The sequence below is a fragment of the Micromonospora sp. CA-259024 genome (assembly GCF_050936255.1).
Taxonomy (GTDB): Bacteria; Actinomycetota; Actinomycetes; order Mycobacteriales; family Micromonosporaceae; genus Micromonospora.
The window spans coordinates 2,121,740-2,133,956 of the sequence record NZ_JBNJND010000001.1; the positions used below are offsets into that span (position 1 = coordinate 2,121,740).

The window sequence follows — 12,217 nt, forward strand, 5'->3', positions numbered from 1 at the left end:
TCGGGGCGCGATCACGTCCCGAACCGGGGGCGCTCGTGCGTGGCGAGCCGTTCCAGCAGGGCGGCGCTGTGTGCCAGCAACGCCCGCTCCTCGTCCGTGAGTTCGGCCTCAATGGCCTGCGCGAGCCAACCGGCCCTTCGGCCGCGCTCCGCTTCGAGCGCGGCCCGACCCGCGTCCGTCAGCTCGACCAGCGACTTGCGGCCGTCCGTGGGGTGCGCCCGGCGCGTGATCAGGTTCTGTTCGATGAGCAGCCCCACCGTCCGGGCCATCGACTGGGGGCGTACGCGCTGATCGGTGGCGAGGTCGCTGGTGGTCATGGCGCCGTCGCGGTCGAGTGCGCCGAGCACGGCGATCTGGCCCAGCGGGATGCGGTCCTCGTGTTTGACACGTCGGGTGAGCTTGCCGATCGCGGTGCGCAGTTCGGCGGCGATGACGGCGGCTTCCGAGGTGGGCATAGGGCACCCTACACCGTTGACCAGCAGAGCTGTGCAGCCAACCTGTACAGCAACACTGCACAGCATTGCTGTAGGGTTTGCCGCTGTCGGGCTCAGCGCCAGCGCTGTCGCAGCCGGAGCCTCGGCACACGACAACGGGGAGGAACTCCCATGTCCGCACCAGAAGTCGACACCGCCATCGAGACCGTCGCCGCCCGCTGCGTCATCGACAGCCGGGGCAATCCCACAGTCGAGGTCGACGTCGTCCTGACGGACGGGTCGCTGGGGCGCGCCGCTGTCCCCTCCGGCGCCTCCACCGGTGCCCGGGAGGCCGTGGAACTGCGCGACGGAGACTCCGCGCGCTGGCACGGCAAGGGCGTAGACCGCGCGGTGGCCCACGTCAACGGCGAGATCGCGGCGTCCGTGCGCGGCCGGGACGCGGCCGACCAGGCCGGTCTCGACGCCGCGCTGGTCGCCCTCGACGGCACCGCCACGAAGTCCCGGCTCGGCGCCAACGCGATCCTCGGCGTCTCCCTCGCCGCCGCCAAGGCCGCTGCGGCAGCGCACCGTCAGCCCCTCTACCGCTACCTCGGCGGCGCCGACGCCCACCTGCTGCCGCTGCCGATGATGAACATCATCAATGGCGGTGCCCACGCTGACAATCCGCTGGACTTCCAGGAGTTCATGATCGTGCCCGTGGGTGCGGACACCTTCGCCGAGGCCGTCCGGATGGGCAGCGAGGTTTTCCACACCCTGCGCCGCGACCTGCTGGCCGCCGGGCACTCCACGGGCGTCGGCGACGAGGGTGGCTTCGCGCCCGCGCTGCGTACCGCCGAGGAGGCGCTCGACTTCGTGCTGGCCGCCATCGAGCGCACCGGCTACCGACCCGGCACGGACATCGGCCTGGTCATGGACCCGGCGTCGTCGGAGTTCTTCCGCGACGGCGTGTACGACTACGTGGGCGAGGGGGTGCGCCGCTCCCCCGCCGAGCAGGCCGACTACCTGGCCAAGCTCATCGACGCCTACCCGGTCGTCTCCATCGAGGACCCGATGGCGGAGAACGACCTGGACGGCTGGCGCGAGCTGACCGCGCGCGTCGGCGACCGCTGTCAGCTCACCGGCGACGACGTGTTCTGCACCAACGAGACGCTGCTGCGCGAGGGCATCCGTACCGGCGTCGGCAACTCGGTATTGGTCAAGGTCAACCAGATCGGGACCCTGACCGAGGCGCTGGCCGCGGTGGCCACGGCCCACCAGGCGGGCTGGACGGTCGTCATGTCGCACCGCTCGGGCGAGACGGAGGACACCACCATCGCGGATCTGGCGGTGGCGACGGGCTGCGGTCAGATCAAGACCGGGTCGCTCTCCCGCTCCGACCGCACGGCGAAGTACAACCAACTGATCCGGATCGAAGAGGAGCTGGGCGACTCGGCACGGTTCGCGGGCCGCTCCGCACTACGTCGGGTGTGACCAGCAGGCAGCGTTAGCGACCAGCGGGCCCCCGATCACGGTCGGGGGCCCCACGGTCCGTGACCGGGTAGGCGCCGTGGCGCTCGGTCGGAGGCCGCGCCGGTCAGCGGCCCGGTCAGCGCGGGTGCGTGCTGAGGCCGTCGAGGATCAGCCCGAGCATGGCCTGCGATCGGTCCTCTTCTCCCGTCGCGGCCCGCCACAGGGCGCCGGTGAGTTGGAGAAAGTCGGCGGGTTCGGCGTCCGCGCGGATGGTGCCGTCACGCTTGCCGGCGTCGAGCAGCTGCGCGATGGCGGCGATGACCGGGCCGTAGCTCTGCTCCGTGATCGACTGATGTGCGCCAGGGCTCAGTGCGGCACCGAGACCATGCTTCTTCCGCATGGCACTCACCAACTCGGTGGTCCAGCGCCGCAGCGCCTCCAATGGTGGCAGCGTAGCCAGCAAGCCGGGGACGGAGTCGGTCAGCTCACCGACCGCGTCCTGGTAGACGGCGAGGACCAGCGCCTCGCGAGACGGGTAGTTGCGGTAGAGGGTGCCGGGGCCGACGCCAGCGAGCTGGGCGATCTGGTTCATGGACGTGTCGCCGTCCTCGGCGAAAGCCCGGCGGGCCACCGCCAGGATGCGGGCTCGGTTTTCGCGAGCGTCTGAGCGGACCACGCCACCTCCTTGCCATCCGGAGAGGTCTCCGGTACGTTAAATGGAGACCTCTCCGCAACGATAGAGGAGCCCATGCGTTACATCAAACTCGGCATGACCGGTCTCGACGTGTCCCCGATCGCCATCGGAGCGATGACCTACGGCGAGCCCGGTCGCGGCCACCCGGTCTGGTCGTTGGACGAAGAGACCAGCCGGCCTCTCATCAAGCACGCCCTGGATGCGGGCATCAACTTCTTCGACACCGCCAACATGTATTCCTACGGCTCCAGCGAGGAGATCCTGGGCCGCGCGCTCAAGGACTTCGCGGACCGCGACGACGTCGTCATCGCCACCAAGCTGCGCCACCCGATGCGGCCGGGCCCCAACGGCAAGGGCCTCTCACGCAAGGCGATCATGACCGAGGTCGACCACAGCCTGCGGCGACTGGGCACCGACTACATCGACCTCTACCAGATCCACCGCAACGACCACTCCACCCCGCTGGAGGAAACCCTCGATGCGCTGCACGACCTCGTCAAGGCCGGCAAGGTGCGCTATCTCGGCGCCTCCTCCATGCCGGCGTGGGAGTTCGCCAAGGCCCTGCACCTGCAGAAGAGCCACGGGTGGGCACGGTTCGTGTCGATGCAGAACCACTACAACCTGCTGGCCCGCGAGGAGGAGCGGGAGATGATCCCGCTCTGCCTCGACGAGGGAGTCGGCACGATCATCTGGAGCCCGCTCGCCCGCGGCCGGCTGGCTCGCGCCTGGGACGACGCGAAGTCGACCGCACGCGCCGAGACCGACGGCGCCTTCGCCGACCTGCTCTACACGCCCGCCGAGGAGACCGCCAACCACGCGATCATCGACGCCGTCGGCGCGATCGCCGCCGAGCTGGGAGTCACCAGAGCCCAGGTCGCCCTGGCGTGGCTGCACAGCAAGCCAGTCGTCACCGCACCACTCGTCGGCGCCAACACCACCGCCCAGATCGACGAGGCGGTCGCCTCACTGGACGTCGACCTCACCGACGCGCACCTCGCCGCCCTCGAACTGCCGTACACGCCGCGATACGACTTCCAAGGCATCTCCGACGAAGCCGAGCTGCAACGGATCAGGGAGCGAATCCCGGGGTACGCCAACGCCTGAGGCGAATGCGGCAGGACCTCTCCGGTCCCGCCGCGACCCACATCACCTGCCCGCCTTGGCACGGTCACGCCGCGGCGGCTGCCTGGCCCACCGGGAACCGCACGCCGGTGAGGTCTTCCGAGACGGCCCAGAGGCGGTGCTGCACGGTCACGTCGTAGGACTCGGGGCTGGAGGTGACCAGCTTCGGATAACCGCGTACCTCGCCCAGGCCGTCGGGGCCGTAGTACTGCCCGCCGAGGACGGACGGGTCGGTGGCGGCCCGCAGGGTGGGCAGCGCGCCCGCCGTCGCGGGCTGGGTGATCACCGGGGCGAGCCAGGTGATCGGCCGGCGCACGACCGCCGGGATGTTGCGGGGCAGTTCGGTGTTGGAGATGCCGGGGTGTGCGGCCACGGCGGCGGTGGTGCCGTGCGCGGCGAGCCGGCGCTGCAACTCGTAGGTGAACATCAGGTTGGCGAGCTTCGACTGGCCGTAGGCGGCAGCCCGGCCGTAGGAACGGTCCCACTGCAGGTCGTCGAAGTGGATGGCCGCGCGGATGCGGTGGCCGTTGCTGCTGACCGTGACCACCCGGGAGCCGGGCACGGGCAGCAGCAGGTCGAGCAACAGGCCGGTGAGGGCAAAGTGGCCGAGGTGGTTGGTGCCGAACTGCATCTCGAAGCCGTCGCGGGTGGTCTGCCTCGGGGTGTACATCACGCCGGCGTTGTTGATGAGCAGGTCGATCCGCGGGTGGGTGGCGCGCAGGCCGGCCGCGGCGGCGCGCACCGACTCCAGCGAGGCCAGATCCAGTTCCCGTACGGAGACGTCGCCGTTCATCCGGGCGGCGGCCAGCTTGCCCTTCCCGGTGTCACGCACGGCCAGCACGACTGACGCCCCGCGCTCGGCGAGTCGCCGGGCGGTCTCGAAGCCGAGTCCGGCGTTGGCGCCGGTGACCACGGCCACCCGGCCGTCCTGGCGCGGAATCTGCTGCTCGGTCCACTTCATCTCAGGCTCCCCAATGTACCGCTGGTTACTTATGCCTGAAACGGTAAGGTACCGTCGGTACCCTGTCAAGGGACCGCCGGTACCTAAGCTAGGGTTGGCGTCATGACGTTCCAGCGGGCGCGCAGCGAGGAGCAGCGTGAGATCCGGCGCCGGGCCATCCTGGAGACGACCTCGGCGATGCTCGACGAGATGCCGGTGGCCGCGGTGACCCTGAACGAGCTGAGCCGGCGGGTCGGCCTGGCCAAGACGGCGGTGCTGCGCTACTTCGAGTCCCGTGAGGCGATCCTGCTCGACCTGATGGACGACCGGACGACGACCTGGCTGGCCGAGCTGGACCAGGAGCTGGCCCACGGCGTCGACCTGAGCGGCTCCGCGCTGGAGCGGGCGGAGCAGACGGCAGATGTGCTCAGCCGGTCGCTTGCCGCCCAGACGGCGCTCTGTGATCTCTTCGGCGCGCAGGGCGGGGTGCTCGAGCACAACGTCTCGGTCGAGGTGGCCCGCCGGCACAAGCGGGCCGCACTGGGCAAGCTCGCGGTGATGGCCGGGCTCGTCCGGCGGCACCTGCCCGAGGTCGGCGACAACGCCGAGATGTTCTGCCTCAACACCCTGATCATGGCTGGCGCGCTGTCCGCCTACACCTCGCCGCCGCCGAGCCTGCTCGCCGTCTACGAGTCCGAGCCGGCGCTCGCGGTGCACCATGTCGACCTGCGGACAGCCCTGCGGCTCGCGATCATCACGTCGCTCGTGGGCATGCTCCCGCGCCCTTGAGTCACTGCGCGAAATTCGATGGCCATGAGGCTGCCTACGGTCTAGGGTGGCCCGCCGTGCTCTCAAACGAACAGATAATCGGACGGGCCCTGGATCGGATCGAGGCCGGGTACGTCTTTCCTGAGAAGGTCGCGGACATCGACGCCGCGATCCGGCGCCGTCTCGCGGCAGGCGAGTATGACAACCTGGACGGGCCGGCACTCTGCGAGACGGTCACCGCTCACCTTCAGCAGGTGTGCCCGGACAGGCATCTGCGGCTGCTGTGGTCGGACCAGCCGCAGTCGCTGGATCCAGCGGACGAAGACGGCGGACGGGCCGCGTTCCTCGCGCTGCTCAGGGCAGAGAACCAGGGCATCCGCCGGGTCGAGCACCTGGACGGGAACGTCGGGCTCATCGACGTGCGGCGCATCGCGTACGCCGACGAAGGCGCCGCCGTGATCGGCGCGGCCATGCAACTGGTCGCCCACAGCTCCGCGCTCATCCTGGACTTGCGCGCCTGCTCCGGCGGAACACCGGAGGGAGCCGCGATGTGGTGCAGCTACTTCTTCCGCGACGACCAGGTGCACCTCAACGACTTCTACGAGCGGTCCACCGGCGCCACCCGCCAGTTCTGGACGACCGCGCACCTGCCCGCGCCGCGCTACGCGGACCGCCCGGTCTACGTGCTCACCAGCGCGATGACGTTCTCCGGGGGCGAGGACGTGCCGTACACCCTTCAGGCGCACGGCCGGGCCGTCGTCGTCGGTGAGACGACACGTGGCGGCGCGCATCCGACGGCCCGCCACCCGGTCACCGGACACATCCTCGTGACCGTGCCGACCGCCCGGACCATCAACAGCGTCACCGGCACCAACTGGGAAGGCGTCGGCGTGGTCCCCGACGTACCCGTCCCGGCGGACCAGGCACTCGACACGGCCCTCAAGGCCATCGCGGGCGCATAGGCGCGGCTGCGTCGGCGGCAAATGATCGACTCGGGTTTCGTGAAGTCGGGGTGCCCACGGAGCCGAGACACCCCGACTTCCGTGAAGGCGAGTGGATCGTGCCCGCCGCCGGCGTGCTCAGCTCGAACCCGATCGGCGGGCCGAAGGTCGCCCAGACGGTCACCGTCGACGGAAGCCCTGGTGGGCGTGCCAACAGCCCCAGCCGATCGCGGCGACGCAGGCGACCCGCACCGCAAGCAGGATCGGCAGGCCCAACCGGCCCTGATCGACGAGCCAGTCGTGCAGTCCCCAGAAGAGGGCGGTGAACACGACCGCCGCCACCACCGCGACGGCCGACCCGGTCACCACCTACGCCCAGCGGCGGGCCAACAGAACCGGGGTTGCGGCGCGGTCGCCGTCGAGCCGGCGCCCCTCGTCATCGACCCCCGTCATGGCCGGCAGCCTAGTTGTCCCCGGCGAGGGCTACGAACCCCGTCGAGTGGCGCGCATGTCAGCTGGGCGGCGGCGGACACTCCAGGACCGCTATCGAGTTTCCGGCGAACAGCCTCAGGTGCGGGTGCCCGGAGAAGATCTGGACCGCTTCGTCGTGCGAGCCCGCTTCGACGATGGTGCAGCCGGTCAGCGAGTCGGTGAAGTCCTCGACGCCCTGCGCGGTGACCAGTTTCTACGCGTTCAGCGGGGCGCCGGGGTCGACGATGGCCCTCTCGTTGGCCTGCGCCCACGACGCCCAGGCGTTAATGAACTCGGTCTGCTGCTGTTCGGTGAGGTCGGCCTTGCCGGCCTCGTCAGCCGCTCCGTTGAAGAGCGCGAGGAACCTGCCCATCCCCGCATCGTAATGGCGGCCCACTGGCAGGCGTCGAGACCGGCGGGGAACTGCGCCGGTACACAGTGCGCCAGCTACCTGGACCCGAGGCCGTTCTATCGGTTTCCGTGCCGGCCGTATCGCGCGACCATCGTGCGGACGGCGTCGTCCACCACCGCGATCACGCGCTCCGGGGTCACCGTCCATCCCGGGACCAGCAGGCTCGGCCAGAACAGGTAGTTGGAGATCATCCCGAGGAACTGCGTGGCGGCCATCTGCGGGTCTGCGATGTCCGCCGTCCCCGCGTCGCGCTCGGCCACGAGGTAGGCCCGAACCGTCTCGAAGTACGGCAGCTTGCCCTCCGCGAAGTGCGCCTTGGCCAACTCCGGAAAGCGGGGCAACTCGGCGATGACGATGCGGAACAGATCCGCCATCCCCGGCCGCCCCAACAGCGCCGCATAGTGCCGCCCGAGCGCGGTCAGGCCGGCTGCCAGGTCACCCGCTGACGGCACCTCGGCGTCATCACCACCGGCCCAGGAGTCGATGACGATGGCGTCGAACAGGGCCGCCTTCGTCGGGAACTGCTTGAACAGCGTCGCCTTCGACACCCCGGCTTCCTCGGCGATGCGCGCCAGCGACGCCCGGTCGTAGCCCAACTCGAGGAACAACTGCGTGGCGGCCCGCACGATCAGCGCGCGCTTCTGCTGAGCCACACGCTGGTGATAGGTCGTCATGCAACCATCATAGCGAGGTGAGTGGGTTGACTCACCACTCGCGGCGACGTACGGTTGCCATGGTGAGTCGATCGACTCACCATTTGCCCGCTCACGGAGGACCGCATGTCCCGCTTCACCGCTCAAACAGTTCTCGTCACCGGCGGCACGGGTGGGCAGGGCGCCAGCCACGTACGCGCCTTCCATGCCGAGGGCGCCAACGTCGTCATCGCCGACATCGACGCCGAGCGCGGCGCCGCCCTCGCCGCCGAACTGGGTGACACAGCACTTTTCGTACGCCTCGACGTCTCCGACGAGAAGTCGTGGGCCGCCGCCGTCGCGGCGACCGAGGAAGCGTTCGGCGCGCTCACCATCCTGGTCAACAACGCCGGAGTGCAGAACCCGCCGGCCCTCATCGAGTCCACCGATCAGGCCACGTGGGCTCGCATCCTCGACATCAACCTGACCGGCACGTTCCTCGGCATCAAGACCGCCGCACCAGCGCTGCGGCGAGCGGGCGGTGGGGTGATCGTCAACATCGCCTCGATCATGGGCACCGGAGGCACCGCCTTCTACGCGCCCTACGTCGCCAGCAAGTGGGCCATCCGCGGGCTCACCCAGACCGCCGCCCTCGAACTGGGTCGCGACAACATCCGCGTCAACACCATCCACCCCGGGGTCGTCGCCACCGCGTTCATCACCGAACCAGCAGCCGGTGCCGACGCGCCGATCGCCGACTTCTACACCCCCGAGCCGTTCGCCGTGCCCCGGCTCGGACAGCCCGCCGACATCACCGCAACGCTGCTGTTCCTCGCCTCGCCCGACGCCGCGTTCATCACCGGCGCCGAGCACATCGTCGACGGTGGGCTGCTCCTCGGGCCCGCTTTGAAGAACGAGGCCGCATGACGTCGCTGTCGCACCTACCGCCGGAGATCAGGCGAGCCATCGAGATCACGCCCGCGGCCGGCACCCGCGAACGGATCGTGGACATCACGACCACTGGACGGCGCACCGGACGACCCCGCCGTATCGAGATCTTCTTCTACCGCGCCCACGGCGCCACCTACCTCTGCAGCGGCGCGGGCGGAGGCCCCACCGGCTGGAGCGCGAACCTGCGCGCGAACCCCGCCTTCACCTTGCACCTGAAGAACGGCGTCACGGCCGACCTGCCGGCTCACGCCACCCCCGTCACCGACCCGGCCGAACGAGCGGCGGTCCTCGCCGCCATCGTCGACGACCTCAACCAGCCCCACGATCCCGGCACGATTCGGCCGACACGGTTGGCGGACTGGGCGAACAGCAGACTGATGCACATCGATGTCGACTGACGTCGCAGGTCGCCAGATGTCGCCGCGCGTCGTCTCTCACTCGATAGCTGCCTATCAGCGGGTGAGGCCGACGAGCGTGGCCAGTCGCGCCACGCCGGCCGGCGCCGGCTGCGCGCGGGCGACATCGGCGATGACGGTACGCGCCAACGGCCGGCACCGAACCTCAGCCGGCGCGACACTGTCCGCGTCGACCAGGGCGCGGGCCGCCCCGCGCACGTCACCGAGGTTCAGGTACGCCCGCGCGACGTCGACCAGGTACGCGCCCCGGTAATCGGCCGGCAACCGCCGCCACCCCTCCCGCCGCACGATCGCCGCATGCCGCCGTACCGCCTCGGCAGCGTCACACCGCGCGGCCGCCACCAGCACCCGCGCCACCTCGACGGCGACCGGACTGAAGCTGGTGCGGTGCGTGTCGACGTACCCCCGAAGGGTTGCGGCGACGCCCGCGGCCCGGTCGGTCAGCTCGTCGGCGCGGCGGTGCTCGCCGCAACCGGCGGCAGCAAGCGCGGCCTGCACCAGCAATGTCCCACCCACCGCCCTCCCCCGGTGATCGCCCTGACCCTCGCTCTCGCCCTCTCGGCCACCACAGTGGGCTGACGGTGGCAGGACGCGGGTGGCGGCCGGGAGCAGCGCGGCCAGGGCCAGGCGGTCGCGGTCCTGCGCGCGCAGCGCCTGACCCACCGAGATGGTCGCTGTCGCCGCGAGCAGCCTGTCGTCCCCGGCAGCGGCCATCGCCCGGTCGGCGGCCAGCCAGCCGAGGTCGGCCTCGCCGAGCTTGACCAGCAGCGACGAGGTGATCCGGTACGTCTGCACCAGCAGCTCCGCCGACCGCGCACCCCGAGCGGCGTCGAGCAGACCTGGCACCACCCGCACCAACTGCCCGTAGTGCGCGTGCTGGTAGGTCAACCAGGCGTACCCGACCTGCCGTCGCAGCTCGTCCGTCTGCGGCGGAGCCTCCGGGGTGTCGTAGCGGGCGAGCGCGGCCCGGATGTCGTCCACCCCGTCCGGCGTGCCCGCCGAAGTGCTCCGCGGCTGACCGAGCAGCACCTCCGGCTCCACCCGCAGGACGTGGGCCAGCTCCTGGATCACCGAATACCTATCCAGGGCGCGCACACCCCGCTCCACCTTGTCCACCCAGCTCTTCGACCTACGCAGCCGGTCGGCGAGCATCTGCTGCGTCATCGACCGCCGCATCCGCCACCGCGCCACCCGCCGGCCGATGGGGACGTCATCGCTGGTCACGCCGCCACCGCCGGTCCGGGACCGCGCGGGTCGTGTCGTCAACGGGTACGCGCTCCGCCTCGGCCTGGGCAAGGAGGCGCTGTTTGGCGGCCTCCCGCTCGGCTGCTTCCGACTGCTCGCCCTTGTTTGCCGATTCGTCGCCCTGCATCGCCACCTCCGTTAGCCGGGGCGTGACGTTCAGAATTCACCGCCACTCAGGACCCCTGCGATCAGCGAAGCGGGCTGCCGGTCGACCGACCAGATGGCAAGCAATGCGCTCGGTTGCGCTGGTCAGGACGTGGGTTGCGCAGGGTTGCGCGGGTCCCCACAGGACCGCAGCAGCCCATAGGCTCGTGACTGTTGGTAGTTGGCTGATGTCTGGGGGCGGAACCATGGCGCGACCGGTGACGAACTCGGCGTTCGAAGGGCTGCTGCGTGCCGCCGGCTACGGCAACGCCCACGCCGCGTTCGCTCGCCAGCTCAATCACGCCGGCCGCAACGAGGGCGCCTGGCGCTACGACGCTGCCAGCGTCTACTGGTGGCTGCGCGGTCGCCGGCCTGCCGAGCACGTACAGGCCGCGATGGCGGAAACACTTGCCCGCAAGCTCGGTCGCTCAGTCGCCGCCAGGGAGTTGGGGTTCGGCGCAGTCGACAGCATCGGAATGTGTTCCTATCCCGCGTCCGTTGATGGTGCGATCGATACCGCCGAGCAGATCTGGACGAGGCTGGCCAAGCACCTCAACCAACATGCCAGCGGAGCGTTCGACAGCGGCAAAGCCCTTGAGGCTGCGCTCGGCTGGCGGTATGACCTGCCCGACGAGGCAGTCAGCCGAAACGGCCGGCAACAGGTCACCTCCACTGATGTTCAATCGCTCTACGCGCTGGCGGACCATTTCACCGATCTCGACCGACGTCACGGCAGCGGTTCTCCGCGTACCCGTGCCGTCATGGCAGATTTCCTCGTACGTCAGGTCGCGCCCATGCTGCGCGGCACCTACACCGATGCTGTGGGGCGCGACCTCATGCGCGCAGCGGCAACACTTTCCGGCCAACTCGCCTTCATGTCGTACAACGCGGGCGAACATGCCATGGCGCAACATCATGTGACCCTCGGCCTGCGACTTGCCAAGGCGGCTGACGACCGCCTCTACGGCGCCCACCTGTTGGCCAACCTGGCCACCCAGGCTGTGTTCTTGGGGCACGCCCGGGAGGCGGCGCGGCTCGTAGAGGCAGCCATTGACGGGGCCGGCCGTGCACCCGCCGCAGTGCTCACTCGCCTGTACGCCACCGCTGCTACCGCGTACGGACAGTCAGGCGAGCGGCGTGCCTGCCAGCTCGCCCTCACCAGGGCTGAGCGTGCTCTCGACCGGACCGGCACAGACCCCGGCCCGCGCTGGGTCAACTACTTCAGCCCGGCCCACCTGGCCGGGGCCGCGCTGAGGTGCCTGGGCGACCTGCATCTGTACACCCAGGCCCTTCGACATTCTTCCGAAGCGCTCACCCTCGGCAACCAGAACACCCGGACGCGTGCCCTGCACACCGCCCTCATCGCCATCACTCATGCCCGCGCTGGAGACACCAACGCCGCCTGCAACTGGGGCTGGAAGCTGACGCAGCAGGCTGCAGACATCCAGTCGGCGCGCGTTCAACAGCGCGTCCGCCAACTCACTACCACGCTCAGCCCGCAGCGGGCATCACCCCCGGTGAACGAAGTCCTGCATGCCCTCGCGGTCATGCCAGCAGCGATGTAGAGCGAGCGCACCTAGACATGTCGGCTAGCGTCA

General features: G+C 70.0%; 15 protein-coding genes. 7 read left to right on the top strand and 8 right to left on the bottom strand.

Annotation, left to right across the window (positions count from 1 at the left end):
• Nucleotides 1-11: 11 nt before the first annotated feature.
• Nucleotides 12-455, bottom strand: coding sequence for a MarR family winged helix-turn-helix transcriptional regulator (locus ACQEUX_RS09195; RefSeq protein WP_433044121.1), 444 nt, complete (start codon nucleotides 453-455; stop codon nucleotides 12-14).
• 150 nt (nucleotides 456-605) lie between these two features.
• Between ACQEUX_RS09195 and eno the strand changes: the two genes are divergently transcribed.
• A complete protein-coding gene (eno, locus tag ACQEUX_RS09200) occupies nucleotides 606-1,904 on the top strand; it encodes a phosphopyruvate hydratase (RefSeq protein ID WP_433044124.1) in 1,299 nt (432 codons plus the stop codon).
• Between the two features lie 115 nt (nucleotides 1,905-2,019).
• Here eno and ACQEUX_RS09205 read toward each other — a convergent pair whose 3' ends face one another.
• Nucleotides 2,020-2,559, bottom strand: a complete 540-nt coding sequence (locus tag ACQEUX_RS09205; protein WP_433044127.1) for a TetR/AcrR family transcriptional regulator — start codon at nucleotides 2,557-2,559, stop codon at nucleotides 2,020-2,022.
• A gap of 72 nt (nucleotides 2,560-2,631) precedes the next feature.
• On the opposite strand from ACQEUX_RS09205, the gene ACQEUX_RS09210 reads away from it, so the two are divergent.
• Complete coding sequence (locus tag ACQEUX_RS09210; protein WP_433044130.1) at nucleotides 2,632-3,681, top strand: aldo/keto reductase; 1,050 nt, start codon at nucleotides 2,632-2,634, stop codon at nucleotides 3,679-3,681.
• Between the two features lie 64 nt (nucleotides 3,682-3,745).
• Here the strand turns inward: ACQEUX_RS09210 and ACQEUX_RS09215 are convergent, their stop codons facing one another.
• A complete protein-coding gene (locus tag ACQEUX_RS09215) occupies nucleotides 3,746-4,660 on the bottom strand; it encodes an SDR family NAD(P)-dependent oxidoreductase (RefSeq protein ID WP_433044132.1) in 915 nt (304 codons plus the stop codon).
• 102 nt (nucleotides 4,661-4,762) lie between these two features.
• Between ACQEUX_RS09215 and ACQEUX_RS09220 the strand changes: the two genes are divergently transcribed.
• Nucleotides 4,763-5,428, top strand: a complete 666-nt coding sequence (locus ACQEUX_RS09220; protein WP_433044135.1) for a TetR/AcrR family transcriptional regulator — start codon at nucleotides 4,763-4,765, stop codon at nucleotides 5,426-5,428.
• Nucleotides 5,429-5,484: 56 nt separating this feature from the next.
• Nucleotides 5,485-6,369, top strand: coding sequence for a S41 family peptidase (locus tag ACQEUX_RS09225; RefSeq protein WP_433044138.1), 885 nt, complete (start codon nucleotides 5,485-5,487; stop codon nucleotides 6,367-6,369).
• 159 nt (nucleotides 6,370-6,528) lie between these two features.
• Here ACQEUX_RS09225 and ACQEUX_RS09230 read toward each other — a convergent pair whose 3' ends face one another.
• From ACQEUX_RS09230 to ACQEUX_RS09240, 3 genes are all read right to left on the bottom strand, one after another.
• Nucleotides 6,529-6,714 carry a hypothetical protein gene (locus ACQEUX_RS09230; protein WP_433044141.1) on the bottom strand — a complete coding sequence of 62 codons (186 nt, stop codon included), beginning with the start codon at nucleotides 6,712-6,714 and terminating at the stop codon, nucleotides 6,529-6,531.
• A 319-nt stretch (nucleotides 6,715-7,033) separates the two neighbouring features.
• Complete coding sequence (locus ACQEUX_RS09235) at nucleotides 7,034-7,192, bottom strand: hypothetical protein (RefSeq protein ID WP_433044144.1); 159 nt, start codon at nucleotides 7,190-7,192, stop codon at nucleotides 7,034-7,036.
• Nucleotides 7,193-7,287: 95 nt separating this feature from the next.
• A complete protein-coding gene (locus ACQEUX_RS09240; protein ID WP_433044147.1) occupies nucleotides 7,288-7,905 on the bottom strand; it encodes a TetR/AcrR family transcriptional regulator in 618 nt (205 codons plus the stop codon).
• A gap of 105 nt (nucleotides 7,906-8,010) precedes the next feature.
• Between ACQEUX_RS09240 and ACQEUX_RS09245 the strand changes: the two genes are divergently transcribed.
• Together ACQEUX_RS09245 and ACQEUX_RS09250 are read left to right on the top strand one after the other, a co-directional pair.
• Nucleotides 8,011-8,790, top strand: coding sequence for an SDR family NAD(P)-dependent oxidoreductase (locus ACQEUX_RS09245; protein WP_433044150.1), 780 nt, complete (start codon nucleotides 8,011-8,013; stop codon nucleotides 8,788-8,790).
• On the top strand, nucleotides 8,787-9,212 hold the full coding sequence (locus ACQEUX_RS09250) for a nitroreductase/quinone reductase family protein (protein WP_433044153.1): 426 nt from the start codon (nucleotides 8,787-8,789) through the stop codon (nucleotides 9,210-9,212). Before ACQEUX_RS09245 ends, ACQEUX_RS09250 begins: the two co-directional genes overlap by 4 nt.
• A 54-nt stretch (nucleotides 9,213-9,266) precedes the next feature.
• On the opposite strand, the gene ACQEUX_RS09255 is transcribed toward ACQEUX_RS09250, so the two are convergent.
• Together ACQEUX_RS09255 and ACQEUX_RS09260 are read right to left on the bottom strand one after the other, a co-directional pair.
• Nucleotides 9,267-10,454: a helix-turn-helix domain-containing protein gene (locus ACQEUX_RS09255; RefSeq protein WP_433044156.1), complete on the bottom strand. Its 1,188-nt coding sequence runs from the start codon at nucleotides 10,452-10,454 to the stop codon at nucleotides 9,267-9,269.
• Nucleotides 10,441-10,602, bottom strand: coding sequence for a hypothetical protein (locus tag ACQEUX_RS09260; RefSeq protein WP_433044159.1), 162 nt, complete (start codon nucleotides 10,600-10,602; stop codon nucleotides 10,441-10,443). The genes ACQEUX_RS09255 and ACQEUX_RS09260 overlap by 14 nt, the downstream gene beginning before the upstream one ends.
• A 235-nt stretch (nucleotides 10,603-10,837) precedes the next feature.
• On the opposite strand from ACQEUX_RS09260, the gene ACQEUX_RS09265 reads away from it, so the two are divergent.
• Nucleotides 10,838-12,184, top strand: coding sequence for a hypothetical protein (locus tag ACQEUX_RS09265; protein WP_433044162.1), 1,347 nt, complete (start codon nucleotides 10,838-10,840; stop codon nucleotides 12,182-12,184).
• The last annotated feature ends 33 nt before the right edge of the window (nucleotides 12,185-12,217 follow it).